The following is a 22,852-nucleotide window of genomic DNA, read 5'->3' as shown; positions in this document are numbered from 1 at the left end:
TGAATTAGCGCAAGCCAAGTCCGCGCGACTAGCGCAAGCCAAGTCCGCGCGCGATGATGCCGCGGAGCACCTCGGTGGTGCCGCCCTGGATGGTGAGTTTCGGTGCGGTCTTGATGGCGAAGTCGAGCTGCCGCTCCAGCGTCTCGCGGTTGGTCGCGGTCTCCTCGACGAAAGCGGCGAGATCGCGCACGCGATGCGGAAGCTGCTGCTCCCAGACCGTGCCGATGTCCTTGACGATGGAGGCTTCCACCACCGGCTCCTTGCCGGCTTGCAGCATGCCGGCGACGGAGACCGACATGCGCCGCATGGTGTGAAGCTGTGCCACCAGCCGGCCGATGCCTTCGGCGCTGCGCGTGTCCGGATTGGGACCGACCGCGCGGACCAGCTCGGTGAGCACATAGTACGTTTCCAGGAAGCGCTCGGGGCCCGAACGTTCGTAGGCAAGCTCGCTCGTCGCCTGCTTCCAGGCGCCGTCGACCTCGCCGAGCACGTGATCGTCAGGGACGAAGAAGTCGGTGAAGACGACCTCGTTGAACTCGTACTGGCCGGTGATCTGGCCGATCGGGTTCACCTCGATGCCCGGCTGCTTCATCTTGACCAAAAACTGCGTCAGGCCGTGACGGCGGTTCTCCTTGGTCGGCGGCGAGGTCCGGAAGATCGCGATCATGTAGTCGGCGATATGCGCCGACGAGGTCCAGATCTTGGTGCCGTTGATGAGATAGCCGCCGTCGGTCTTGGTCGCGCGGGTCTTCGCCGCGAACAGGTCCGAGCCGGAATTCGGCTCGCTCATGCCGATCGCAAAGCAGATCTCGCCGCGGCAGATGCGCGGCAAGATCTCCATCTTGATGTGTTCAGGGGCGTATTTCAGCAGCACCGGCCCGCTCTGGCGGTCGGCGACGAAGAAGCGTCGCGTCGGCGCATTCGCCACGCGCATCTCCTCGGTCACCACGTAGCGTTCGAGGAACGAGCGCTCCTGGCCGCCATATTTCTTCGGCCAGGTCATGCCCAGCCAGCCCTTGGCGCCGACCCGGCGGGAAAATTCCGGCGCGTCGGTGTCTTCGCGGTTGGGCTTGTGCGGATCGAAAGTGCCGGCGGCGATTTCCTCGGCGAGGAACGCGCGCACTTCCTTGCGCAATTGCTCGCACTTCTCGGGCAGGCGGATCGGATCGAAACGGAGGGCAGCGGTCATGTGTTTCGTCTCCCGATCAACGCGAAGCTACGAGCGGCCACAGTTCGTCGGCGCCGCGCCTTGCGACCAGCTTGCCGAGCTCGACGGCCCAGTGGCTTTCCGAACCGAAATCGTCGCGCCAGGCCAGCGCCCGCAGCGAATAGCGGTGCAGGATGTGCTCCATGGTGAAGCCGATCGCGCCATGGACCTGGTGCGCGATGGCACCGCCTTTTTCGGCGGCTTCCGCGCAACGGATCTTTGCCGAGGCGGCCTCCAGGTAGACCTCGTCGTTGAACGACTTTGCGTTTGCGATGGCGTCGGCCGCGGAGGTTGCGGCCGCGAGCGCTGCGGCGGATTCGCCGGCAAGGCGTGCGAGATTGTGCTGCACCGCCTGGAATTTCGAGATCTTCTTCTCGAAGGCGACGCGCTCGTTGGAGTAGCGCACGGAGATGTCGAGCATCGCTTCCAGCGCGCCCGCGATCTGGAGGCTGCGCGCGACGCCGCCCATCAGCATCAGGGCGGTCTGGTCAAAGCCCTTCGGCGCCGGCTTGATGGTGATTGGCTGGGCCTTGTCGAGCGTGACGGTGTCGCTGTGGTCGTAGCCGACATTGAGGCCGGATTCGATCCGGCCCTTGCTGGCATCGACCAGTGCGATCACGGCGCCGTCCTTGCCATGCGCCAGCACGGCAAAATGTTTCGCGGCCTTGGCAAAGGGCACGCCGCGGGCCCGGCCGGAGAGCGCGCCGTCGGCATCGAGCGTGACGCGATCCTTCGGGCTCGCCGGGACGACCGTAATCTCGCCTTCGGGCGAGGCGATCCTGGCCTGCGCGAGCAGCCAGCCCGCCAGCATGGTCTCGGCGAGGGGCACCGCGACCGCGAAGCGGCCGGCCGCGTTGAGCAGCGCAAAGCCGTCGGCAAGGCTTGCGCCGGAGCCGCCGAGATCGTCCGGCACCCAGGACAGCGGCAGTCCGGCCTCGCTCAGCGCCTGCCACAGCGGCGCCCGCCAGGAATCCTTCTTGTCGTTGTTGATGGTCTGCGGGTCGGCGAGATCGGCGAAGATTTTCTCCGCGGTCTCGACGACGATATTGTCACTCTCCGCCACAGCGTTCCCCGTGCTTTGCCATTGGCGCGTCCCGCCAAGTCAAGCCGGCGCGCGGTCTCTTCTTGCGCCCGATGATCTGAAAAAGCCATGGCCCTGACAAGCGTTGATCGCAAGCCCATCTGCGGCACCGGCATGGGCGCGAGAACCGATCTGGACTAATTCCGCTTAGCGGAGTTTGCTCGATTTGCAGGGTGCGGCAAACTCGCTAAACAGGGCCAGCGACCCAAGGCTTGCATCAGATACAGGGGAAGGAAATCCGGATGGCCAAAGACAGCTTATGCGCAATCGTGACGGGGTCCGCATCCGGACTTGGCGCAGCGACCGCGGAAATTCTCGCACGGAGCGGGGCGCGGCTCGTCATCAACTATTCGTCGAGCCAGAAGGAAGCCGAGGCCACGGCAGAGCTCTGCCGCAACGCGGGCGCTGCGGAAGTCCTGGTCGCCCAGGGCGACGTTTCCAAGGATGAGGATTGCCGCAAGATCGTTGCGGCAGCCAGCGGCTGGGGCCGGCTCGACGTGCTCGTCAACAATGCCGGCACCACCAAGCATGTCGCCCATGCCGATCTCGACGGATTGTCGGCGGAAGATTTCCAGCGCCTTTACGGCGTCAACACCATCGGCCCGTTCCAGATGGTGCGCGCGGCGCGCAGCCTGCTGGAAGCCGGCGCGAAGGCGTCGGGGCGGCCGTCGGCGGTGGTCAACGTGTCGTCGGTCGCCGGCATCAGCGGCGTCGGCTCGTCGATCGCCTATGCCGCGAGCAAGGGCGCGCTGAACACGATGACGCTGTCGCTGTCGCGCGCGCTGGCGCCCCTGATCCGCGTCAACACGGTATGCCCCGGCTATATCGACACGCCCTGGTTCACCAAGGGCCGCGGCGAGGCCGGCGCAAAGCAGGTGCGCGACAGCGTGGTGGCGAAGGTGCCGCTGAAGGTCGCGTCAACCGCCGACGACATCGCGCAGCTCGTCTGCTTCCTGGCGATGCCGGCCTCCAGCAACATGACCGGCGAGGTCGTGCGCATGGACGCTGGCATGCATTTGATTGCGTGACTCTACACGACGTCATTCCGGGGCGATGCGTTAGCATCGAACCCGGAATCTCGAGATTCCGGGTTCGCGCGTTGCGCGCCCCGGAATGACGGTGGCTACCCCTTGATCACGCCGCTCGCCACCAGCCGGTGCCAGATGAACAGCACCACCACCGCGCCGATCGTGGCCATGATGAAGCCGGCGCCCTGGTCCGCGCCGTAATGCCCGATCGCCTGGCCGACGAACGTCGCCAGAAACGCACCGGCGATGCCGAGGATGGTGGTGAGGATGAAGCCGCTCGGATTGTTCGGCCCCGGCGCGAGCCAGCGCGCGATGAGACCGGCGATGAAGCCGACGACGATGATCCACAACAGGCCGCCCATGCTCATGACAATGCTCCCCTTCCCGAGAATGCGCAGATCAATCTTGACTAAATTCTGCCCGAGAGTTCGTTCTCGGTCGGCAGCCGTCCATCCGGCGTCAGGTGGTCAATCACCTGCGGCAGATATTGGCTGAGGCCGGAGAGCAGCTCCTCGCGCGACAGGCCGCTCTGGGCGGACAGGCTCTCGATCTGGTCCGCGCCGAGTGCGCTGGCGAGATCGCCGGGCGCGATCGGCTTGTTCTGGCCCTTGCCGACCCACGAATTCGCGGTCTCACCGTGGCCGCCCTGCTGGAGCTGATTGAGGAGATCGCCGAGCCCGCCGCTCAGCACGGTGCCGGCCGCGCCGCCCGCGAGCAGACCGCCGAGGCCGCCTTTGAGCAGATCGCCGAGACCGCCGCCGCTCCCTCCGGGAAGCGTGGCGTTGCCCGTATTGACAGGCGTCGGAGCCGGCAGCGGTGAGCGCTGCTGCGGGGCAGGCGCGTCGCCCGGCTGGCCCGCCGTCAGATGCTTGAATGCCTTCCAGGCGAGCAGGCCGAGCAGCGCCATGGTCATCGGCGACATGCCGCCGGAGGATGGTTGCTCGCCCGTGCGCGATCCGTGCGGGCCGTTCTGCATGCCGTTGAGGACGTCGAGTAGACCCATGGTGCTCTCCTTTGGCGTTCTCGTTCGGCGAGTTTGCCGTTCCCGTTCGGCGAGCGCTCGCCGCTGACAAGCCCCCCGGGGCGAAAACATATGGGGCTCTCATGACCGTTACAAGGCGGATGCGCCGTAGCCGCGAGGCCCCCGGCTCTGCTATCGAAGGCCGGTCATTCAGGGAGTTGAGGTCAGGTGGTTGCGGATCGACCGATCGTGGTGGCCGGCGCGGGCGCCATCGGCTGTTTCGTCGGCGGCATGCTGGCGGCTGCCGGCGGTCGCGTCGCGCTGCTGGTGCGGCCGCGGGTGAAGACCGAGATCGAGCGGTTCGGCCTGCGGCTGACCGATTTCGACGGCTCCGAGAAGAAGCTCGGGGCCGGCCAGCTCGCGCTGTCGGAGGATCCCGCGATCTTCCATAGTGCCGGCATCGTGCTGGTGACCGTGAAGAGCGCCGACACCGCCGATGTCGCGGACCAGATCGCGCAGCACGCGCCGCAGGACACTGTCATCGTCTCGCTTCAGAACGGCGTCGGCAATGTCGCGGTGCTGCGCGAGCGCCTCGGCGGCCGGCGCGTGCTCGCCGGCATGGTGCCGTTCAACGTGATCGCGATGGGCGAGGGGCGCTTCCACCGCTCGACTTCCGGCGACATCCATGTCGGAGAGGACGCCGAGAACACGGCCGCGGCGCTCTCGGTGCCCGGTCTGTCGATGCGCGCGAGCCGCGACATCACCGGCGTGCAATGGGGCAAGCTGATCATCAACCTGAACAACGCGCTCAGCGCATTGTCGGACATGCCGCTCGCCGCGCAACTGGCAAGCCGCAACTGGCGAAAACTGTTCGCCGAACAGATGGCAGAGGGGTTGGCTGCGATGAAGGCCGCCGGCATCAATCCGGTCTCCGCGACGCCGATCCCGCTGAACTGGACGCCGACATTGCTGAGATTGCCCGACATGATCTTCAACGCGATCCTGGGGCGGACCATGAAGATCGATCCCGAGGCGCGCTCTTCGATGTGGCAGGACCTGAAGCAGGGCCGCAAGACCGAGATCGACTATCTCCAGGGCGCGGTCATCGCGCTTGCCGAGCAGAGCAATGTCAATGTGCCGCTGATGCGCCGCATTGTTGCGCTGATCAAGGAAGCTGAAGTCGCCGGCAACGGCCCTCCCGGGCTGACGCCGCAGCAGATTCGCGGGTAGCGCCTGAGTGCATGCCGCGCGACCGGAGGAGCAACGATGAGGCGTTTCTTGATGATCGGATTCGCACTGGCCGTGCTCTGCGGCGCGTCCACGTTTGCGGAAGCCCGGCCGCCGACGGTCATGAACTCTCCCGGTTATGACAGGCGATTGCAGGAGAGCAGGTCGCAGTTGGGCAGTTCACCGGCGACAGCGCCGGCGGATGCGCCGGTGGTCAAACCGAAGCGCAGCAAGAAGAAGCAGCCGAACTGAGGATGTAGGGTGGGCAAAGCGAAGCGTGCCCACCATCTTCCTTCTTGCCGGAATGGTGGGCACGGGGCGCGAAGCGCGCGCCTTGGCCCACCCTACGGTCAGTGCGAGAAGCTCACCCCTTCTTCGCCGGCTTGCTCGGCGTCGGGCTGAACAGCTTCTTCAGATCGTTCAGGCTTTCCGACAGCCGCGGCCATTCGCAGGAGAACGAGCCCTTGGTGCAGGGCGCGCCCTTTGGTCTCGGGCCCACGGCCTGCTGCACCTTCGGCCGCTCGACCGGGACAGGCACGCGCTCGACGTCGGTCCGCAGCGCGACCTGCTGGAGCTGCTGCACCTGTTGTTCCTGCTGCTCGCGCTGCTGACGCGCGGTGGCCTGGGCCGCTTCATTGCTGCGGCGCTGACTGGCGAGATAGGCGGTGTAGGCTTCGTCGATCTTCTTCTGCTCTTCCGGCGTCGGGTTGGGACCTGCGATATCGAAGGTGCGGTCCTGGAGGAAGTCGTAATAGGAGTAGCCGCCGCCCGGCTTGCGGCGTCCGGCGAACTTGGCGTTGCAATCCGCAAGCGCCGCCGTTTTCTCGGCCTTGGTCGTGGCCTTCTCGGCGGCATCAGCGCATTCCTCGAAGTCGACAGGCGCGCGCTTCCACCATTGCGCCTGGGCATGCGCGTGCGTCAGCAGAAAAAATCCTGCTGCAGCAACGAGAAGCGCCGCACGACGCGATGCAAACACGGACCACATTCTACGAGAGCATTCCTTGCAAAACTCAACCCGAACTGAGTCGGGCCAATTTTTGCCTCTTTATCGCCGGCTTGTCACCCATGGAACTCGGGAATTTCATGACTGCAATGCTGACATTTTTTGCTTGACGTGGCGCGGGAGTCACAGCCGTACGGCACGTCATGCGCTTAGAGTTCTATCCATTCGGAGGCGATGGGGAATGTTCGTCATGAGAGCGCTGGCCTGTCTTGCCGCACTCGTCCTGGTGCTGATCTGCGGCCATGCCTTTGCAGCGGACGAAGATGCGCCCAACCGCAAGCCGGTGAAGGCGATCGGGGATGCACGGCTCTCGGTCGGCGGCCGGGGAACGCTGCGGCTCTACCTCTCCCGCGACTGGTCGATGCCCCAGCCCGCGATCTCGCGCGCCGTCATCGTGCTGCACGGACGCCTGCGCAACGCCGACGAATATTACATATCGGCCAACAACGCGCAGGCCGCGGCGGGCGACGACGGCAAGGCCGCACTGATGATCGTGCCGCAGTTTCTCGCCGAGATCGATATCGAAGCGCACAAGCTGACGGAGGACACGCTGCGCTGGTCGCTGGAGGGATGGGAGGGCGGCGATGCTGCGCTTGCGCCCAATCCGGTCTCCTCGTTCGAGGCGCTCGATGCGATCCTCGCAAGACTCGCCGACCGGCGCATCTTTCCGAACCTGAAGCAGGTCGTGGTTGCCGGCCATTCCGGCGGCGGACAGGTCGTGCAACGCTATGCCATCGCCGGCAAGGGCGAGACGGCGCTGTCGCGCCAGCACATCGACGTCCGCTATGTCGTCGCCAACCCCTCGTCCTATGCCTATTTCAGCGCCGACCGGCCGGTGCCCGCAATTGCCGCGTCCTGTCCGGGCTACAACAACTGGAAATACGGCATGGGCGACCGGCCGCCCTATCTCGCCGACGCGACGCCGGCGGCGCTCGAGCAGCGCTATGTCGAGCGCGAGGTGATCTATCTGCTTGGCACGCTCGACACCAACCCGAAGCATTCCGCGCTGGACAAGAGCTGCATGGCGGAGGCGCAGGGGCCTTATCGTTACGCCCGCGGCCACGCTTACGTGGACGCGATGGCCAAGCGCGATCACGGTACGCCAAACCACCGGGTCTGGGACGTTCCCGGCGTCGGTCATGACGGCGACAAGATGCTGACCTCGAAATGCGGGCTCGCGGCCCTGTTCGATATTCCGGGCTGCGGCGCCGAGCGCTGACGCCGCTGCCTTGAAGCTCCGGCTCCGGCTGTTACACTTCGCACCGCGAGCGTCTCACCCCGAGGCGCCGCCAAGAAGACGAAGTGGAAACGCCTGATGCTGCTGCCCCTGTCCGACGTGCCGCGCTGGTACGCTGAGCGCAAACCCCAAGGCACGATCGCCGTCCGCCACGGGCAGGATACGCTGACATGGGACGAGCTCGAGCGCGGCGCCAACCGGCGCGCGCGGGCATTTGCGGCCAAGGGCGTCAAGCCCGGCGATTTCGTCGCGATCGGTCTTCCCAACGGTAATGCATTCTTCGAGACCTCGTTTGCGATTTGGAAGTGCGGGGCGACACCGACCTCGCTGTCATGGCGGTTGCCGCGCGGCGAAGCCGCCGCGGTGCTCGACATCCTCAAGCCTGCGCTGGTGGTCGGCGGCGAGGCCGACTGGAACGCGCCGAACCGTCTGCCTGCGGATTTCGTGCCGGAAGGATTTTCGGACGAGCCGCTGACGCCCCCGGTGGCGCGCTACTGGAAGGCCATGACCTCAGGCGGCTCGACCGGCCGCCCGAAAGTGATCCTCGATCATCACCCGGCGGTGACCGACACCGTCGCCGCGCCGGCGCTCAACATCCCCTTCGGGGTCTCGCTGCTCAATCCCGGCCCGCTCTACCACAATGCGCCGTTCATCGTGTCGCACACCGCGCTGTTCGCCGGCGGCCAGCTCACCGGCCTCGTCAAGTTCGACGCCGAGGAGACGCTGCGGCTGATCGAACGCGAGCGCGTGCAGTGGGTCAATTTCGTGCCGACCATGATGCACCGGATCTGGGCGCTGCCTGAGAACGTGCGCAACGCCTACGATGTGTCGAGCCTTCAGACCGTGTTTCACATGGCGGCTCCGATGCCGCCCTGGCTGAAGGAGAACTGGATCGCCTGGCTCGGGCCCGAGCGGGGCGGCACCGAGCGGCAAGGCTCCTGCATCATATCAGGCACGGAATGGCTGACCCACAAGGGCTCGGTCGGCAAGATCGGCGAGATGGCGCGCCTGCGCATCATCGGCGAGGACGGCAACGACGTCGCGCCGGGCGAGACCGGCGAGATCTATTTCCTCAACAATGACGGCAAGGACGCCACCTATCACTATCTCGGCGCCGAGCCGAAGCGGCGCGCCGACGGCTGGGAATCGCTCGGCGATATCGGCAGGCTGGATGCGGAAGGCTATCTCTATCTCGGCGACCGCCTCGCCGACATGGTGCTGCGCGGCGGCGCCAACATCTATCCGGCCGAAGTCGAGGCCGCCGTCTCCGCCTGCCCCGGCGTGCGCTCCTGCGTGGTGGTGGGATTGCCTGATCCGGAATTGGGCCAGCGCGTGCATGCCATCATCGAGCCGGAGCTGGATGCGGACGGCCAGGTTATCGCCGACGGCATGGCGGAGTTCTTGAAGGACAGGCTCAGCCGCTACAAGCAGCCCGAGAGTTTCGAGATCGTCAGCGCCCCGCCGCGCGATGATTCCGGAAAAGTGCGCCGCACGCTGTTGCGCGACGAGCGCGCGGCGTGGATGAAGGAGGGGCGCGCCTTCCGGATCTGGCCGGCGAAGGCGCGGGCGCACGCCGAGTGAGAAAACTACGGAAGGATTTTGGGACATGACCATCACGATCGCAGCCAACAGCGTGCCGAAGCCGCCGGCCGACATCATCGAGGGCTTTCGAGGTGCGCCGACCTCCGTCATTTCAGACAACCTCGCCCGCTTGCCGGGTGCGGTGGGGCTGAAACCCTATCATCGCGGCGGCAAGCTGGTGGGCACGGCCTTCACGGTGCGCACCCGGCCCGGCGACAATCTCGCCATCCACCGCGCGCTCGATCTGGTCGGTCCCGGCGACGTCATCGTGGTCGATGGCGGCGGCGACGAGACCCGCGCGCTGGTCGGCGAGATCATGAAGAACATCGCGCAATGGCGCAAAGCCGAAGGCTACGTCATCGACGGCGCGATCCGCGATGTCGCGGCGTTCGCGGCTGATGACTTCCCCTGCTATGCCCGCGCGGTGATCCATCGCGGCCCCTACAAGAACGGCCCCGGCGAGATCAATGTGCCTGTTACGGTCGGCGGCAGCGTGATCTCGCCCGGCGACATCGTGGTCGGCGACGAGGACGGCGTGGTGTCGTTTCCCGCGGCTGGTGCGGCGGCGCTGCTGGAAGCCGTGCGCGCCCAGGTCGCGCGCGAGGAGGAGACGCTGAAGGCGATCCGCGAGGGCCGCTATCAGGGCTCCTATGGCAAGTCCTGATCGGCACGAACGAAGGGGAGGATGGCGTGAGCCAGAAGGAAGAGTTCCACAATCTCGACGACGCCAGCGACGGGCTGTTCCGCGAGCTTGCGGCGGGGGTGACCACGCGCATCTTCTCCGGCGAGCAGGCGATGCTGTCGGTGGTGACGCTGGCGCCGCACGCGCAGGGTACGCTGCACCACCATCCCGAGGAGCAATGGGGCGTGCTGCTCGACGGCTCCGCCATCCGCGTCCAGGGCGATGAGGAGATCCCCGTGAAGAAGGGCGACTTCTGGCGCACGCCGGGCAATGTGCCGCACACCATGCGCGCCGGCCCCGAGGGCGCTCGCGTGCTGGACATCTTCAGTCCACCGCGGCCAGAATACAGAAAACCCGGGTCGGGTTTCGGGACGACCTAAGCGCCAAAGAGCAAAAGCCGGGCGCGGAAACACAAGGGAGGGGACCATGACGATCACACGACGGGCGCTGCTGGCAGCGCCCGCAATCCTAACGATGGCGCCCGCGGCGGCGCAGGCCGGCAAGATCACCCTGGTCGTGCCGTTTCCGCCGGGCGGCTCGACCGACGCGATGGCGCGGCTGCTCCAGAGCAATCTGCAAACCAAGCTTGGCCGCATCGTCGTGGTCGAGAACAAGTCGGGCGCCGCCGGCGCGCTCGGCGCCGCGCAGGTCGCCAAGAGCCCGCCGGACGGCGCGACGTTCCTGGTCACCTTCGATTCCCACGCGGTGATCCCGTCCATCCTCGACAAGCCGCCGGTCGATGTCGAGCGCGAGCTGATGCCGGTGCTGCTCGTCGGCACCGCGCCTTACGTGATCGCCGCCGGCGCCGGCCGTCCCTACAAGAGTTTTGCCGACGTGGTCGCGGCCTGCAAGGCGACGCCCGGCGCGGTGAAATACGCCTCCGTCGGCATCGGCACGCTCGGCCATCTCGCCATGACCGTGCTCGGCAACAAGGCCGGGGTCGAGATCATGCACGTGCCCTATCGCGGCGGCGGCCCCGCGATGAACGACGTGCTCGGCGGCCATGTCGATCTGATCGCGGGATCGGCGGCGCTGGTCGCAGCCCAGCTCGGCTCCAACATGCTGCGTCCGATCCTGCAGCTCGGCCGCGAGCGGCTGCCGGCGCTGCCCGATACGCAGACCGCGATCGAGGCGGGCTTTCCGGACTTCGAGACGCTGGCCTGGTGGGGCATCTTCGCGCCCGCGGGCACGCCGCCTGAGATCGTCGCCGCCATGGCGACGGCGTCCAGGGAGATCCTGAGCGAACCCGCGACCGCAGCCCAGCTCAAGGAGACCCAGCACATGACGCTGCTGCTCGAGGACGGCGCCGCCTTCAAGACCTTCTTCGACAAGCAGGTCGCCTATTGGGGCAAGGTGGTGCGCGAGAACAATATCAGGGCATGAGAGGCCTATTCCCGGGATTGCCATCCCGGGTCCAGTGCGCTCGCGCGGGCTTGAGCGTCAGAGCATCTTGCCGACGATCTTTGTCATATCTGCCGCCGAAAACGCGCGCAGCGTTTCGGTGCGGACATTGCCGAGTGCGCTGAGACTAAGGCTGAGCGACATCGCGGCAGCCTCATCTGGAGCCTCGAGAACGGTTACAACGTCATATCGTCCCTGCGTCCAGACGATCTCTTTCACGGTCACTCCGAACGTCTTGGCCATCTCCTTGAAGGCGTCGGCCCGCTTCGGCGAGTCCTTGACGTTGCGGGCTCCCTGATCAGTGAAGTTTCCCAGCACGACATAGGTTACCATGGTCGTCCTCCCTCGTTAGAACCCAGATACAATTCTCGCTTGAGGCAACCGCGCCGAGCTTGCCACGGCGGCTGAGAGAGCGCTACTTGCGCGTTGGGAACGTCAGCGGGTGTGACTTATTCGGTCAGGACAACGGACGCGCGAAACTGAGCTCGTGGCCGTCGGGGTCGGTGAGATGGAAGTAGCGCTCACCCCATTCCGCATCGCGAGGCGTGCTCGATGGCTGCCAACCGGCTGCGCGGGCGCGCTCGTAGGTCCCGTCGACATCGGCGACGTAGAAGATGACGCGCCCCCACCAGGACCAGTGCTTGTCGTCCGGTTGTGCGGTCAGGTTGAGATAGCCGGTCCCGGCGCGAAAGCTGGTGAATGCAGCGGCCTCGCCGCCATACAGGAGTTCGAACCCGAGCGAACGGTAGAAGTGCACGGCGCGCGCCATGTCATGGGTGCCGAGTGTGATGGCACTGATGCCCTCGATCATGGTGCCGGCTCCTGGACCCGGTTTTGGGCTGGGACCATGGTACACCCCTAACGCAGTTTGACGACCATCGGCGCGGCGCATCGCTGACCCCGTCTGGCGACTGGCGATCCCAATCCTGCTCTGCTAAGAGGGGTCGAAACCCGCCTCCCGCGGGTTCCGCGGTCCCGTAGCTCAGCCGGATAGAGCGGCGGTTTCCTAAACCGTAGGTCGGATGTTCGAGTCATCCCGGGATCGCCATTTTGTCATGGGCATTGGCCGCTATTTGGCGGGTCCATCGGCGCAAAAATTGCTAGAAGCGAACGGCTTCCTTCCTTCCTTGCTGGCCCGGCTGACCTGCTAGCCACGCCTCACTGCCCATCCGGAGACGACAATGCCTTTCGACTTGATCCTGCGCGGCGGCCGTGTGGTCGACCCGTCCCAGAAGCTCGACGCCGTGACCGATGTCGGCTTTGCCGGCGGCAAGGTCGCTGCGATCGGCGGCGGGCTCAAGGCGGATCCGGGCACGGAGGTGCGCGACGTGTCACGCTACATCGTGACGCCGGGGCTGATCGATCTCCACACCCATGTCTATTGGGGCGGCACCTCGCTCGGCATCGATGCCGAGGAATTCTGCCGCCTCTCCGGCGTCACCACGGCGGTCGACACCGGCAGCGCGGGGCCCGGCAACTTTGCCGGCTTCCGCAAGCACGTGATCGAGCCGAGCCAGGTCCGCATCCTCGCTTATTTGCACGTCTCGCATGCCGGCATCTTCGGCTTCTCGCACCGGATCATGGTGGGTGAGAGCGAGGAGTTGCGGCTGATGAATCCGATCGAGGCGGCCAAGGTGGCGGATGCCAACCGCGATCTCATCGTCGGCATCAAGGTGCGCGTGGGCTTGCACTCCTCGGGCACGTCGGGGGCCGTGCCGCTCGACATCGCGCTCGAGGTCGCGAACGAGGTCGGCATGCCCCTGATGGCGCATATCGATCATCCGCCGCCGAGCTATGAGGACGTGCTGGCGCGCCTGCGGCCCGGCGACGTGCTGACCCATGCGTTCCGCCCTTTCCCCAACACGCCGGCGACGGCGCAGGGCACGGTGAAGAAGGCGGTGCTGGATGCGCGCGAGCGCGGCGTGCTGTTCGACATCGGCCACGGCAAGGGCTCGTTTGCCTTCAAGACCGCGCGCGCGATGCTCGCCAACGGCTTCTATCCGGACACGATCTCCTCCGACATCCATCAGCTCTGCATCGATGGCCCGGCCTTCGACCAGGTCACGACCATGTCGAAGTTCCTGTGCATGGGCATGGAGCTGTCCGATGTGGTCGCCGCTTCGACGGTGAACGCGGCGATGGCGCTGCGCCGCCCCGAGCTCGGCAGCCTCAAGCCGGGCTGCGTCGGCGACGCCACGCTGATTTCGGTCAGGCAGGGCCAGTTCGACTATGAGGACGTCGTCGGCGAGCACCTGATCGGCGATCGCAAGATCGCCTCCGAGGGCGTGGTCATCGGTGGCCGCTGGTGGCATCCGAATTGAGCGGATCAGGCTTGCTCGCGATAGAATTGCAGCAACCGCGCGCCCGCCGGCGAGAGCCAGTCGGGTGCGCCGGTGATGTAACCCTCGACGTGGTTGCTCGCGCCGACCAGATAGGTCACAGGCATGCCGACGAGCGTGAAGGCCGAGGCTGAGGCTTCCATCGTGTCATACGCATCGACGTAGCAGGCGAGGTTTTGCACGGCGAGACCGCCGAGGAACGCGCGGATCTTGCGCAGGTCCTTCGTATCGGTGCAGATCGCGACAACGTCGAGCCGATCCGGCCGCGATCCCGCGAGGCTTGCGAGCACAGGCAGGTCGAGCCGGCAGGCCGCGCACCACGTCGCCCAGAAGTTGACGAGCGTGATCCGGCCCGGCCGCGCCGTCAGCACAACGTCTTTTCCGTGCAGGTCCTGAAGCCTGAGCTGCGGCATCGTTGCGCGAGGCCGCACGACGGTAAACTGGCTGCGGCCGGCCTCTAACACCGGCGGCCAGGCGGGATCGCCGCCCTGCGCGCGGCTTGCGCGCGGAGGGACAAGGGCCGCCGGCGCGGCCATCAGCAGCGCTCGCCTGGATAGCGTCGTGCCGGGCGCACGAGGCTTCTCACGCATGGATATAGGCCCAGCCCTTCAATTGCAGATCGACGACGCGGCCGATCCCGAACGGGACGAGGCTCGCGCCCGATATCAACGGAATCGAGACCTGCTCCTTGGCTTCGGCGATCGCCTTCGACGACGCGCACATGCTGTAGGCGAGATTGGGCAGCGACTGCCGCAGCGTCGCGAGCGGCTCGACCAGCGGAGTCTTGTCCGCCCGGAAGACGTCGATGCCCTTGCCGTTGGCGACGACCTCGATCAGAAATCGCGCGCCCTTGTCGGCAAAGTGCTTTGCGAGGTTGGCCGAGTAGCTGATCGCATGTCCCATGACATAGGGCTCGTTGCTGTCGATCAGGATCACCACGCCGTCGGTGAGACGGTCCTCCCTGGCGGCGGCGCCGCCCGCGGTGAGGATCGCGGTGCCTGCGAGCAGACCCCTCCGGGACCATCCATTGGCTGAGATCATGGCGGCGGCGTTCCTGACGGTCAGAGCTGACGCGGCGTAATCGGCGCCTTGCGGCCGCGTCCCCACAGCACGAACAGGCTGAGCGCGAGCAGGACGACATTGAGCGGCGTGACATCAGTCTCGCCACGCGAGAGGTGGAAGACGAGCGCGAACACCTGCAACACGGTGCAGCCGAGCGCGGCCAGCACCGTCAGCCGCGGCAGGATCCGCGTCAGGGCCGGAAGCAGGATGCCGATCCCGCCGGCAAGGTCGATCAGTCCGATGATTCGGACGAAAGTTTCGGAATACTGCCCGGCCCAGGGCATCATCGCGGCCAGCTGAGGGATAGGCGTGAGCAGCTTGACCAGCCCGGCCGAGGCGAAGACGAAGAAGATCAGGCCCTGTGCGGCCCAGAGGCCGATGCGAAGGGCGCGGCCCGGGGTGGCGGTTTCGAAGGTGGTGGCGGTCATGGTGGGTCTCCAGGGTCTGCGGGTCGCCACCATTTGATGGTTTCGCCTCATTTGGTCATTATGCGTTCCATGATTGATTCCTTTCCTGGATGTTGATGATTTCATGGACTCGCTGGTCAGCATGAGGGTGTTTTGCCTGGTCGCGGAGCTGAAGAGCTTTGCGACCGCGGCGCAGCGCCTGCGCATTTCGCCCGCCATGGCGAGCAAGCACGTGATGCAGCTCGAGAAGCGGCTAGGCACGCGGCTGCTCAACCGCACCAGCCGGCGCGTCAGCCTGAGCGAGAGCGGCGCGCTCTATTTCGAGCAGGCGCGGCAGATGCTGGATTCGCTCGACGAGGTCGAGGCCGCCGTCAGCAAGGCGACCGTCGTTCCGCGCGGTACGTTGCGGCTGACCGCGCCGGTGTGGCTGGCGAATGCGATCTTTGCGGGCGTGCTGGCGGATTACCAGGCTCGCTATCCGGAGGTGTGCCTCGACGTCGATCTCAGCGGGCGGCTGGTCAATCTGGTCGAGGAGGGATTCGATCTCGCCTTGCGCGCGACCGGCACGCCGGACGAGGCGCTGATCGCGCGTCCCATCACCAAGGTCCCCTTCTTGTTGGTTGCAGCCCCTGCGTTCCTCAAACGCGCCGGACGCCCGACGAAGTTCGCCGATCTCGCCGGCCAGGCGCTGTTGCACTACGCGCTCTATCCGGGAGAGAGCTTCTCCGTGAACAGGAACGGCACGGTCGAGACCATCAAGCTTAACCCGGTCCTGCGCAGCGGCAACGAGACGCTGCTCCACATGGCCGCGCTGGAAGGCATGGGCTTCGCCTTCCTGCCGAAATGGCTGGTCGCGGACGACATCGCCGCCGGCCGGCTCGTGCACATCCTGCCCGACGACATCATCTTCGAAGGGCGCCTGTTCGCGGTCTATCCGAGCCGCAAATACCTCTCCGCGAAGGTGAGGACCTTCATCGACTTCATCGCGGCCGACAAGCGGATGAGGTAACCAGCCGGATCACAGCGACCTTGCGATCAACAGCTTCATGATCTCGTTGGTGCCGCCATAGATATTCTGGATGCGGGAATCGATGAAGATGCGCGAGATCGGGTATTCCTGCATGTAGCCGTAGCCGCCGAACAGCTGCAGGCATTCGTCGGCGGTCTGGACCTGCTTGTCCGAGCACCAGTATTTCGCCATCGACGCCGTGACGGTGTCGAGATCCCCGGCGACCAGGCGCTCGATGCACCAGTCGACGAAGACGCGTGCGATCATCGCTTCGGTCTTGCGCTCGGCGAGCGTGAAGGCGGTGTTCTGGAAATCCATCAGCGGCTTGCCGAAGGCCTTGCGCTCCTTAGTGTACTCGGTGGTGAGCTTGACCGCGCGCTCCATCGAGGCGACGGCGCCGACCGCGAGCGCGAGGCGCTCCTGCGGCAATTGCTGCATCAGCTGGACAAAACCCTGGCCTTCCTCCTTGCCGAGCAGGTTTTCCGGCGGCACCGTGACGTTGTCGAAGAACAGCTCCGACGTGTCGGAAGCGTGCAGGCCGATCTTGTCGAGGTTGCGCCCGCGCTTGTAGCCGTCCGCGCCTGCGGTCTCGACCACGATCAGCGAAATGCCTTTCGCACCGGCTTCGCCCGTGCGCGCGACCACGACGACGAGATCGGCGGCCTGGCCGTTGGTGATGAAAGTCTTCTGGCCGTTGATGACGTAGGAATTGCCCTGCTTCTTCGCCGTGGTCTTCACGGCCTGGAGGTCGGAGCCGGTGCCGGGCTCGGTCATGGCGATGGCGCCGACCATCTCGCCGCTCGCCATCTTCGGCAGCCAGCGCTTCTTCTGCTCCTCCGAGCCGTAATTGAGGATGTAGTGCGCGACGATGGCGCTGTGCACGGAGACGCCGGTCGTCAGCTCCGGCACCGTGCTCTCGAGATCATCCAGCACGGCGGCGTCATAGGCGAAGGTTGCGCCCAGGCCGCCATATTCCTCCGGTACGCTCGCCAAGAGCGCGCCCATCTCGCCGAGCCCGCGCCAGGCGAAGCGGTCCACCATCTTCTGCTCGCGCCATTTCTCGGCATGCGGTGCCAGGTCCTTGGCAAGATATTTCCGGAACTGGTCGCGAAAGACGTCGAGCTCTTCGGTCATCCAGGAGGAGCGGTAGGACATGGTCACCTCGGTTGATGCGTCGTTCCGGCTTGGTAGGCTGGTCGGCGGCGACAATTATTGTGTTTTCAGGCTGCGCCGGTGACGCTACCAAGGCGGCCGGAGCAGCGTCTGTCGGGATGGCTGATTGTGGCGACCAAAACTCAAGAGCTCAAGCTCGACATCGAGCGCATCGGTACGGTCTCCGCGATCCTGACGCAGCCCGAAAATGCGCGCGCCTGTTACGTGCTGGCGCACGGCGCAGGTGCCGACATGCGGCATGCGTTCATGGACAAGGTTGCGGAAGGCCTCGCGGAGCGCGGCATCGCGACGCTCCGCTTCAATTTCCCCTATATGGAAAAGAAACAAGGACGTCCCGACCAGCCGGCGGTCGCGCACGCCGCCATCCGCGCGGCGGTCGCGGAGGCGGTGCGGCTGTGCCCTGGCGTGACGCTCGTCGCCGGCGGCAAGTCGTTCGGCGGGCGGATGACCTCGCAGGCGCAGTCCAAGGCTCCATTGCCTGGTGTCAAAGGGCTCGCCTTCCTCGGCTTTCCCCTACATGCCGACAAGAAGCCGTCGACCGAGCGTGCCGAGCATCTTGCGGGCATCGCTATCCCGATGCTGTTCCTGCAAGGCACGCGCGACAAGCTTGCCGACCTCGGCATCCTCAAGCCCGTCGTCGAAGGGCTTGGCCCGAAGGCGACGCTGCATGAGGTCGAGGGCGGCGATCACTCTTTCGCGGTGTTGAAGAAGTCCGGCCGCAGCAACGAAGAGGCGCTCACCGAGGTGCTCGACGCGCTCACGACCTGGATCGGCGGGCTCGCCTGAACTCAGGCCGAATAAAGCCCCTTGTCGCGCGCCTTCTGGATCGCCAGCGCGGCGATCAGGTCGAGGGTCGGCGTCGGCAGGCCCGAGGTGCGCGCGAAGGCGGCGGGCGCCTTCACCAGCACGTCGATCTCCATGGCGCGGCCGATCTCGTAATCCTGCAGCAGCGACGGCTTGTGGTTGGGGGCGGGGCCGCTGCGCGTGATGCGCTTGACCTCGGGAATGAAGTGCTGCGCGATGTCGTTGGCCTCGTTCAACATGCGCGGAATGACCTCGGCAAAGGCGGGGTCGTCGCGCACGCCGCGTGCGGTCTGGCCGGTCAGCAGGCACAGCACCGACAGCGACATGTTGGTCAGCAGCTTTGACCAGATCGCTTCGCGGATCTCGGCCACCGGCGGCGATTCCAGCCGCGCATCGTTGAGGACGCCGCGGAGTTTCGTGATGCGCTCGCAATTGCGGTCGTCGCATTCGCCGATCAGCAGGCGGTTGCGGTCCGGGGTGAGGTTCTGCACCACGCCGGGCGCGACCACCTCGTTGGAGGAGAAGATCACGCCGCCGATGATCCGCTCCTTCGGGATGCAGGCGCGCAGGCGCCCGCCCGGGTCGAGGAAGGAAATGTCCGGCGGCGTCGGGTGCCGCGGCGGCAGGCCGATCCCGTACCACCAGGGAATGCCGTTCTGCGCAAATACGATCGCCGTGTCGTCTTGCAGCAGCGGTTTGATGCTGGAGACCAGTCCGGTCAGCGCGGTGGCCTTCAAGGTGCTGATCACGACGTCCTGCGGGCCGAGCTGGGCGGGATCCCCGGAGGCGTTCACCTTGGCGGTGACCTCGGAATCGCCGACACGCAGCTTCAGGCCGCCCGCACGCGCCGCCTCCAGATGCGCCCCCCGCATCACGCACGAGACCTCATGGCCGGCGCGCGCCAGCCGGACCGCAATGTGGCTGCCGACGGCGCCCGCGCCGAAAATGCAAATGCGCATGATGTGATGTCCCGTCCTGATCCCTTTGCTGCCACCCCACGCCAGCATGACACAAGCCGCCATGCGATGGACGCGGCCGCCCCACGCCGGAAAGATATGGATCAGGGCGCGTGGCCTCGGCCATAGTGCAGGGCAAACAAACGACCGGAGGATCGCCGATGACTGCCAACCCCGTTTTGTGGACTTTGGATGAGCGTGGGGTTGCGACCGTCACGTTGAACCGGCCGGAAGTCAACAACGCCTATGACGGCGCGTTGATCGCGGGCGTGCTCGCGGCCATGGACGATCTCGGCAAGAGGCCCAATTTGCGCGTCGTGGTCCTCCGGGGCAACGGCAAGCATTTCCAGGCCGGCGCCGACCTCAAATGGATCAACGGCGTGCGGCCGCAATCGGCCGAGGCCAACGAAGCGGCATCGCGGGCGACCTTCGAGGCCGTGCAGCGGCTCAACACGCTGCCGATTCCGACCGTCGCATTGGTGCAGGGCGGCTGCTTCGGCGGCGGTACCGGCGTGATCGCGGCCTGCGACGTCGTGATCGCGGCGGACAATGCCCTGTTCTCGATCACGGAGGTGCGCTGGGGCCTGACGGCGGCGATCATCATCCCGCAGCTTTGCGATGCCATCAGTGTACGGCAAGTCCGCCGCTACGCGCTGACAGGCGAACGTTTCGGCGCCGAAGACGCCCGCCGCATCGGTCTCGTCCACGAGGTCGTGCCGCTCGCCGAGTTGGAGGCCGCCGGTGCCAAGGTGGTCGAGCAACTGCTCGCCAACGGACCCGAGGCGATGGCCGAGACCAAGCGGCTCGCGCTGGAGAGCTCGTTCGGCGGGATGGCGGTGGACGATGCGGCGTACACGCGGCTCGTGCACCTGCATTCGGTCAAGCGCCAGAGCTCGGAGGCGGCGGAGGGGCTGGCCTCGTTCGCCGAGAAGCGGGCGGGGAATTGGGGTGGCGGGAAAGGCTGAGCGTTCTCGGCTCAGCAGCCGCGGCAAATGTTGTTGATGCTGCGATAGACGGTGTCGTCGTCCTGCCGCATCTGGCGCAGCGTTTCGAGCGTCTTGCCCTCATTCACGGGCGCAGCAGGCTTGCGCTTTGCGGCCAGTTCTTCCTCCTGCCGCATGTAGCAGGCCTCGCGATCGGCCTTGGCCTGGATGAAGCGGCAGTTCTGCTCCACGGCTGCGGCGGGAGTGGTGGAGATCGCAAGAGCGATCAGGGCTGGCAGGGCGAATTTCACGACTATCGAATCCATGGCGGCCCTTCTCTCAGGTCCGACAATCAAGAGCAACTGCGATCTTGTGACAGCCGCGCGACGCGGCTTACAGCGACGACGCGAGTGACGTTTTCAGCAGAGTGAGCAGCGCCTGCACCGCCGCCGCGTTGCGCCGGCGTTCGGGGATCGCGGCCTTCACCCACAATTCCGGAATCGGAAAGTCGCGCAGCACCGGCTTGAGCGTGCCGTCGCGCAAGGCATCGGCGACGAGATAATGCGAGATCAGCGCGATGCCGTTGCCGGCGATGGCGCTGCGCGCCAGCACGTGTCCCTCGTTGGAGGAGAGCAGCGGGCTGACCTGGATGCTGATGCGGCCGCGCGGCCCGTCAAAAATCCATTCCGGTCCCGTCGGCAGAAAGCTGAGGCAGCGATGCTCGACGAGGTCGCGCGGATGCTTTGGCGTGCCGTGCTTCTTCAAGTAGGCGGGGGAAGCGCAGAGCAGCCGCTTCAGCGCGCAGAGCGGCTCGTCGACCACGCCGCCGAAGGAGTGCGGGAAGGCGCCGATGGCGATATCAAAGCCTTCGGTGACGGGATCGACCGGGCGGTCGATCAGCACGATCTCGAGCTTCAGTCGCGGATTCTGGGTCTGGAAGGCGCTGAAGGCGTCGGCGAGGCGCGCCACCGTCAGCGAGGTCGGCGCCTTGATGCGAAGGTGATCGACGAGATCGTGGCCCTTCTCGCCCATGCGCGACAGCAGGTCGGTGGCGTCTGTGACGACGCCACGCGCGCGATGCACATAGCGCTGGCCGGCGTCGGTCAGCCGCAATTGCCGGGTCGAGCGGTGAAACAGCGGCGTGCCGATCCGCGCCTCCAGCTGCGTGACGCGCTTGGCCACCACGGAGGTCGAGACATTGAGCTTTCGCGCGGCGGCAGAGAAGCCGGCCGCATCCGCGGTGGCGAGGAACGCCTGAAGGTTCACCAGGATGTCCATCTCTGACCTTTCGCGATTCGAGAAAGCTGATCGCGTAATTTGGTGGATTGTAGCCCGCCTCGCGTTAATTCATAGTCGGTCCCAAGCAAGGATTTTCAGGGATAGGACGCGCCATGCGGGCCACGACGATCGAAGAACCAGCGCGCCGGGTGCCGCTCTACGGCGAATATGAGGTGGTCGTGCTCGGCGGCGGTCCGGCCGGCATTATCGCGGCGGCGTCGGCAGCGCGGGCGGGGCGGAAGACGCTGCTGATCGAGCGCTACGGCTTCCTTGGCGGCATGGGCACCGCGGCCGGCGTCACCAATTTCTGCGGCCTGCACGGCAACGTCTACGGCCAGGCCCACCGGCTGGTGCAGGGCATGGCGTCCGAGCTCCTGGCACGGATCGACCTGCTCAACGGCCTGAACACCCCGCATCTGATCCTCGGCAAGGTCTTTGCCCAGGCCTACGACACCGCGGCCTATAAGATTGCGGCCGACGAACTCCTGGCAAGCCACAAGGTCAATATCCTCTTCCACGCGCTCGGCGCCGGCGTGGTGATGGGCGATAACAGCCGCATCGACGCGCTGATGGTCGAGACCAAGGGCGGCCGGCAGGCGGTGCGCTCGGAGATCTTCATCGACTGCTCCGGTGACGGCGATCTCGCGGTCTGGGCCGGGGCGCCGTTCGAAGTCGGCGACGAACACGGCCATCCGCTCTACCCGTCGATGATGCTCCGCCTCAACAATATCGATCCGGAGAAGGCGGGCGAGGCCTGGCGCACCATCCCGCAGCTGATGGAAAGGGCGCTCGCCGCCGGCACCCACAGCTTCCCGCGGAAAAGTGCCATCGTGCGGCCGCAGAAATCCGGCATCGAATGGCGGGTGAATTTCACGCAGGTCGCGCGCGAGGATGGCCACGCCATCAACGGCATCGAGCCCGACGATCTCACCCGCGGTGAGATCGAGGGCCGCAGGCAGGCGCTCGCCGCGTTCGAATTCTTGCGCACGGTGCCGGGGTTTGAGAAGTCCTACATCGTGGACCTGCCGCCGCAGCTCGGCATCCGCGAGACCCGCCGCATCAAAGGCGGCTACCAGCTCAGCGGCGAGGACGTGCTCGGCTGTGCCTCGTTCGAGGATTCCATCGGCGTCAACGGCTGGCCGATCGAGGCTCATGTTCCCGGCGATGTGATTTTCACTTTTCCGCCAATCCCGGAATCGCGCGGCTATAACGAACTGCCGTACCGGATGCTGGTGCCCGAGGGCGTCGACAATCTGCTGGTCGCCGGCCGCTGCGCCTCGATGACCCATGAGGGCCAGTCGGCCGCCCGCGTCTCGGGTGCCTGTTTCGTGATGGGGGAGGCCGCAGGTTCCGCCGCCGCGCTGGCGCTCTCCGGAAATCGGATCCCGCGTGACATCCCCATTGAAAAATTGCAGGAAACGTTGAAACAACAGGGCGCCTTCATCGGACGGGACCAGCCCGTGCCCGAAGGGCTTTGACGGGCTGCAAGAGAA

Annotated in this window: 27 protein-coding genes and 1 tRNA gene; 14 read left to right on the top strand and 14 right to left on the bottom strand. The window is 66.0% G+C overall.

The genetic code is table 11. The annotated features are described in order from the left end of the window. Positions 1-28 precede the first annotated feature (28 nt). The gene (locus WN73_RS31960) at positions 29-1,189 is read right to left on the bottom strand and encodes an acyl-CoA dehydrogenase family protein (RefSeq protein ID WP_011082971.1); all 1,161 of its coding nucleotides are present in this window, start codon (positions 1,187-1,189) and stop codon (positions 29-31) included. A 16-nt stretch (positions 1,190-1,205) separates the two neighbouring features. Beyond that, a complete protein-coding gene (locus tag WN73_RS31955) occupies positions 1,206-2,270 on the bottom strand; it encodes an acyl-CoA dehydrogenase family protein (protein WP_271556229.1) in 1,065 nt (354 codons plus the stop codon). Between the two features lie 260 nt (positions 2,271-2,530). Here WN73_RS31955 and WN73_RS31950 point away from each other — a divergent pair, with 260 nt between their 5' ends. Then, complete coding sequence (locus tag WN73_RS31950; RefSeq protein WP_011082969.1) at positions 2,531-3,316, top strand: SDR family NAD(P)-dependent oxidoreductase; 786 nt, start codon at positions 2,531-2,533, stop codon at positions 3,314-3,316. Between the two features lie 95 nt (positions 3,317-3,411). On the opposite strand, the gene WN73_RS31945 is transcribed toward WN73_RS31950, so the two are convergent. Both WN73_RS31945 and WN73_RS31940 read right to left on the bottom strand, forming a co-directional pair. After that, a complete protein-coding gene (locus WN73_RS31945; protein ID WP_161532573.1) occupies positions 3,412-3,684 on the bottom strand; it encodes a GlsB/YeaQ/YmgE family stress response membrane protein in 273 nt (90 codons plus the stop codon). Between the two features lie 41 nt (positions 3,685-3,725). Beyond that, on the bottom strand, positions 3,726-4,319 hold the full coding sequence (locus WN73_RS31940) for a YidB family protein (RefSeq protein ID WP_271556228.1): 594 nt from the start codon (positions 4,317-4,319) through the stop codon (positions 3,726-3,728). A gap of 186 nt (positions 4,320-4,505) precedes the next feature. Here WN73_RS31940 and WN73_RS31935 point away from each other — a divergent pair, with 186 nt between their 5' ends. Both WN73_RS31935 and WN73_RS31930 read left to right on the top strand, forming a co-directional pair. Further along, positions 4,506-5,507 carry a 2-dehydropantoate 2-reductase gene (locus WN73_RS31935; protein ID WP_271556227.1) on the top strand — a complete coding sequence of 334 codons (1,002 nt, stop codon included), beginning with the start codon at positions 4,506-4,508 and terminating at the stop codon, positions 5,505-5,507. Between the two features lie 36 nt (positions 5,508-5,543). Then, complete coding sequence (locus WN73_RS31930; protein ID WP_028175138.1) at positions 5,544-5,756, top strand: hypothetical protein; 213 nt, start codon at positions 5,544-5,546, stop codon at positions 5,754-5,756. A gap of 112 nt (positions 5,757-5,868) precedes the next feature. Here WN73_RS31930 and WN73_RS31925 read toward each other — a convergent pair whose 3' ends face one another. After that, the gene (locus WN73_RS31925) at positions 5,869-6,489 is read right to left on the bottom strand and encodes a hypothetical protein (protein WP_161532571.1); all 621 of its coding nucleotides are present in this window, start codon (positions 6,487-6,489) and stop codon (positions 5,869-5,871) included. 208 nt (positions 6,490-6,697) lie between these two features. On the opposite strand from WN73_RS31925, the gene WN73_RS31920 reads away from it, so the two are divergent. The 5 genes from WN73_RS31920 (at position 6,698) to WN73_RS31900 (ending at position 11,390) form a co-directional block, all read left to right on the top strand. Further along, positions 6,698-7,726, top strand: coding sequence for an alpha/beta hydrolase (locus tag WN73_RS31920; protein WP_271556353.1), 1,029 nt, complete (start codon positions 6,698-6,700; stop codon positions 7,724-7,726). A 96-nt stretch (positions 7,727-7,822) separates the two neighbouring features. Continuing rightward, positions 7,823-9,325 carry an AMP-binding protein gene (locus WN73_RS31915; protein WP_271556226.1) on the top strand — a complete coding sequence of 501 codons (1,503 nt, stop codon included), beginning with the start codon at positions 7,823-7,825 and terminating at the stop codon, positions 9,323-9,325. 25 nt (positions 9,326-9,350) lie between these two features. Beyond that, positions 9,351-9,989: an RraA family protein gene (locus WN73_RS31910; protein ID WP_271556225.1), complete on the top strand. Its 639-nt coding sequence runs from the start codon at positions 9,351-9,353 to the stop codon at positions 9,987-9,989. A gap of 26 nt (positions 9,990-10,015) precedes the next feature. Next, positions 10,016-10,387 carry a cupin domain-containing protein gene (locus tag WN73_RS31905; protein WP_028175133.1) on the top strand — a complete coding sequence of 124 codons (372 nt, stop codon included), beginning with the start codon at positions 10,016-10,018 and terminating at the stop codon, positions 10,385-10,387. 46 nt (positions 10,388-10,433) lie between these two features. Continuing rightward, complete coding sequence (locus WN73_RS31900; RefSeq protein WP_271556224.1) at positions 10,434-11,390, top strand: tripartite tricarboxylate transporter substrate-binding protein; 957 nt, start codon at positions 10,434-10,436, stop codon at positions 11,388-11,390. 57 nt (positions 11,391-11,447) lie between these two features. On the opposite strand, the gene WN73_RS31895 is transcribed toward WN73_RS31900, so the two are convergent. Together WN73_RS31895 and WN73_RS31890 are read right to left on the bottom strand one after the other, a co-directional pair. Continuing rightward, a complete protein-coding gene (locus tag WN73_RS31895; protein ID WP_239620275.1) occupies positions 11,448-11,741 on the bottom strand; it encodes a GYD domain-containing protein in 294 nt (97 codons plus the stop codon). A gap of 124 nt (positions 11,742-11,865) precedes the next feature. Beyond that, positions 11,866-12,219, bottom strand: coding sequence for a VOC family protein (locus tag WN73_RS31890; RefSeq protein ID WP_038966633.1), 354 nt, complete (start codon positions 12,217-12,219; stop codon positions 11,866-11,868). A 160-nt stretch (positions 12,220-12,379) separates the two neighbouring features. On the opposite strand from WN73_RS31890, the gene WN73_RS31885 reads away from it, so the two are divergent. Beyond that, positions 12,380-12,456: transfer RNA gene (locus tag WN73_RS31885), tRNA-Arg, on the top strand. A gap of 133 nt (positions 12,457-12,589) precedes the next feature. Then, entirely contained in the window at positions 12,590-13,729 is a 1,140-nt protein-coding gene (locus WN73_RS31880; protein WP_271556223.1) for an amidohydrolase/deacetylase family metallohydrolase, read from the top strand. A gap of 5 nt (positions 13,730-13,734) precedes the next feature. On the opposite strand, the gene WN73_RS31875 is transcribed toward WN73_RS31880, so the two are convergent. Genes WN73_RS31875 through WN73_RS31865 form a run of 3 tightly spaced genes read right to left on the bottom strand, consistent with a single transcriptional unit; the run spans position 13,735 to position 15,237 of the window. Continuing rightward, positions 13,735-14,283 carry a TlpA family protein disulfide reductase gene (locus WN73_RS31875; RefSeq protein WP_271556222.1) on the bottom strand — a complete coding sequence of 183 codons (549 nt, stop codon included), beginning with the start codon at positions 14,281-14,283 and terminating at the stop codon, positions 13,735-13,737. A gap of 46 nt (positions 14,284-14,329) precedes the next feature. Further along, positions 14,330-14,788 (bottom strand): DsrE family protein, encoded by a 459-nt coding sequence (locus WN73_RS31870; RefSeq protein WP_271556221.1) that lies wholly within the window; start codon positions 14,786-14,788, stop codon positions 14,330-14,332. A 20-nt stretch (positions 14,789-14,808) separates the two neighbouring features. Further along, a complete protein-coding gene (locus tag WN73_RS31865; protein ID WP_028175129.1) occupies positions 14,809-15,237 on the bottom strand; it encodes a DoxX family protein in 429 nt (142 codons plus the stop codon). A gap of 103 nt (positions 15,238-15,340) precedes the next feature. On the opposite strand from WN73_RS31865, the gene WN73_RS31860 reads away from it, so the two are divergent. After that, positions 15,341-16,225 carry a LysR family transcriptional regulator gene (locus WN73_RS31860; protein WP_271556220.1) on the top strand — a complete coding sequence of 295 codons (885 nt, stop codon included), beginning with the start codon at positions 15,341-15,343 and terminating at the stop codon, positions 16,223-16,225. Between the two features lie 9 nt (positions 16,226-16,234). Here WN73_RS31860 and WN73_RS31855 read toward each other — a convergent pair whose 3' ends face one another. After that, positions 16,235-17,380 (bottom strand): acyl-CoA dehydrogenase family protein, encoded by a 1,146-nt coding sequence (locus WN73_RS31855; RefSeq protein ID WP_271556219.1) that lies wholly within the window; start codon positions 17,378-17,380, stop codon positions 16,235-16,237. Between the two features lie 126 nt (positions 17,381-17,506). On the opposite strand from WN73_RS31855, the gene WN73_RS31850 reads away from it, so the two are divergent. After that, the gene (locus WN73_RS31850; RefSeq protein WP_271556218.1) at positions 17,507-18,184 is read left to right on the top strand and encodes an alpha/beta hydrolase family protein; all 678 of its coding nucleotides are present in this window, start codon (positions 17,507-17,509) and stop codon (positions 18,182-18,184) included. A gap of 2 nt (positions 18,185-18,186) precedes the next feature. Here WN73_RS31850 and WN73_RS31845 read toward each other — a convergent pair whose 3' ends face one another. Then, complete coding sequence (locus WN73_RS31845) at positions 18,187-19,161, bottom strand: ketopantoate reductase family protein (protein WP_271556217.1); 975 nt, start codon at positions 19,159-19,161, stop codon at positions 18,187-18,189. A gap of 158 nt (positions 19,162-19,319) precedes the next feature. Between WN73_RS31845 and WN73_RS31840 the strand changes: the two genes are divergently transcribed. Beyond that, positions 19,320-20,123, top strand: a complete 804-nt coding sequence (locus tag WN73_RS31840; protein ID WP_028175125.1) for an enoyl-CoA hydratase-related protein — start codon at positions 19,320-19,322, stop codon at positions 20,121-20,123. A gap of 11 nt (positions 20,124-20,134) precedes the next feature. Here the strand turns inward: WN73_RS31840 and WN73_RS31835 are convergent, their stop codons facing one another. After that, on the bottom strand, positions 20,135-20,407 hold the full coding sequence (locus WN73_RS31835) for a hypothetical protein (RefSeq protein WP_271556216.1): 273 nt from the start codon (positions 20,405-20,407) through the stop codon (positions 20,135-20,137). A 67-nt stretch (positions 20,408-20,474) separates the two neighbouring features. Beyond that, complete coding sequence (locus tag WN73_RS31830) at positions 20,475-21,359, bottom strand: LysR family transcriptional regulator (RefSeq protein ID WP_028175123.1); 885 nt, start codon at positions 21,357-21,359, stop codon at positions 20,475-20,477. A gap of 113 nt (positions 21,360-21,472) precedes the next feature. Here WN73_RS31830 and WN73_RS31825 point away from each other — a divergent pair, with 113 nt between their 5' ends. Beyond that, positions 21,473-22,837: an FAD-dependent oxidoreductase gene (locus tag WN73_RS31825; protein WP_271556215.1), complete on the top strand. Its 1,365-nt coding sequence runs from the start codon at positions 21,473-21,475 to the stop codon at positions 22,835-22,837. Positions 22,838-22,852: the final 15 nt, after the last annotated feature.

Source organism: Bradyrhizobium sp. CCBAU 45394 (assembly GCF_028128655.1).
GTDB lineage: Bacteria > Pseudomonadota > Alphaproteobacteria > Rhizobiales > Xanthobacteraceae > Bradyrhizobium > Bradyrhizobium diazoefficiens.
Note: the sequence above shows the minus strand (reverse complement) of the source record. Positions and strands in the feature narration are given on the sequence as shown.

What these genes read in the sequence shown, in the direction of transcription:
- WN73_RS31960 (WP_011082971.1), bottom strand. Translation starts at nt 1,189, where the DNA reads ATGACCGCTGCCCTCCGTTTCGATCCGATCCGCCTGCCCGAGAAGTGC.
- WN73_RS31950 (WP_011082969.1), top strand. Translation starts at nt 2,531, where the DNA reads ATGGCCAAAGACAGCTTATGCGCAATCGTGACGGGGTCCGCATCCGGA.
- WN73_RS31945 (WP_161532573.1), bottom strand. Translation starts at nt 3,684, where the DNA reads ATGAGCATGGGCGGCCTGTTGTGGATCATCGTCGTCGGCTTCATCGCC.
- WN73_RS31940 (WP_271556228.1), bottom strand. Translation starts at nt 4,319, where the DNA reads ATGGGTCTACTCGACGTCCTCAACGGCATGCAGAACGGCCCGCACGGA.
- WN73_RS31930 (WP_028175138.1), top strand. Translation starts at nt 5,544, where the DNA reads ATGAGGCGTTTCTTGATGATCGGATTCGCACTGGCCGTGCTCTGCGGC.
- WN73_RS31925 (WP_161532571.1), bottom strand. Translation starts at nt 6,489, where the DNA reads ATGTGGTCCGTGTTTGCATCGCGTCGTGCGGCGCTTCTCGTTGCTGCA.
- WN73_RS31920 (WP_271556353.1), top strand. Translation starts at nt 6,698, where the DNA reads ATGAGAGCGCTGGCCTGTCTTGCCGCACTCGTCCTGGTGCTGATCTGC.
- WN73_RS31915 (WP_271556226.1), top strand. Translation starts at nt 7,823, where the DNA reads ATGCTGCTGCCCCTGTCCGACGTGCCGCGCTGGTACGCTGAGCGCAAA.
- WN73_RS31910 (WP_271556225.1), top strand. Translation starts at nt 9,351, where the DNA reads ATGACCATCACGATCGCAGCCAACAGCGTGCCGAAGCCGCCGGCCGAC.
- WN73_RS31900 (WP_271556224.1), top strand. Translation starts at nt 10,434, where the DNA reads ATGACGATCACACGACGGGCGCTGCTGGCAGCGCCCGCAATCCTAACG.
- WN73_RS31895 (WP_239620275.1), bottom strand. Translation starts at nt 11,741, where the DNA reads ATGGTAACCTATGTCGTGCTGGGAAACTTCACTGATCAGGGAGCCCGC.
- WN73_RS31890 (WP_038966633.1), bottom strand. Translation starts at nt 12,219, where the DNA reads ATGATCGAGGGCATCAGTGCCATCACACTCGGCACCCATGACATGGCG.
- WN73_RS31880 (WP_271556223.1), top strand. Translation starts at nt 12,590, where the DNA reads ATGCCTTTCGACTTGATCCTGCGCGGCGGCCGTGTGGTCGACCCGTCC.
- WN73_RS31875 (WP_271556222.1), bottom strand. Translation starts at nt 14,283, where the DNA reads ATGGCCGCGCCGGCGGCCCTTGTCCCTCCGCGCGCAAGCCGCGCGCAG.
- WN73_RS31870 (WP_271556221.1), bottom strand. Translation starts at nt 14,788, where the DNA reads ATGATCTCAGCCAATGGATGGTCCCGGAGGGGTCTGCTCGCAGGCACC.
- WN73_RS31865 (WP_028175129.1), bottom strand. Translation starts at nt 15,237, where the DNA reads ATGACCGCCACCACCTTCGAAACCGCCACCCCGGGCCGCGCCCTTCGC.
- WN73_RS31860 (WP_271556220.1), top strand. Translation starts at nt 15,341, where the DNA reads ATGGACTCGCTGGTCAGCATGAGGGTGTTTTGCCTGGTCGCGGAGCTG.
- WN73_RS31855 (WP_271556219.1), bottom strand. Translation starts at nt 17,380, where the DNA reads ATGTCCTACCGCTCCTCCTGGATGACCGAAGAGCTCGACGTCTTTCGC.
- WN73_RS31845 (WP_271556217.1), bottom strand. Translation starts at nt 19,161, where the DNA reads ATGCGCATTTGCATTTTCGGCGCGGGCGCCGTCGGCAGCCACATTGCG.
- WN73_RS31840 (WP_028175125.1), top strand. Translation starts at nt 19,320, where the DNA reads ATGACTGCCAACCCCGTTTTGTGGACTTTGGATGAGCGTGGGGTTGCG.
- WN73_RS31835 (WP_271556216.1), bottom strand. Translation starts at nt 20,407, where the DNA reads ATGGATTCGATAGTCGTGAAATTCGCCCTGCCAGCCCTGATCGCTCTT.
- WN73_RS31830 (WP_028175123.1), bottom strand. Translation starts at nt 21,359, where the DNA reads ATGGACATCCTGGTGAACCTTCAGGCGTTCCTCGCCACCGCGGATGCG.
- WN73_RS31825 (WP_271556215.1), top strand. Translation starts at nt 21,473, where the DNA reads ATGCGGGCCACGACGATCGAAGAACCAGCGCGCCGGGTGCCGCTCTAC.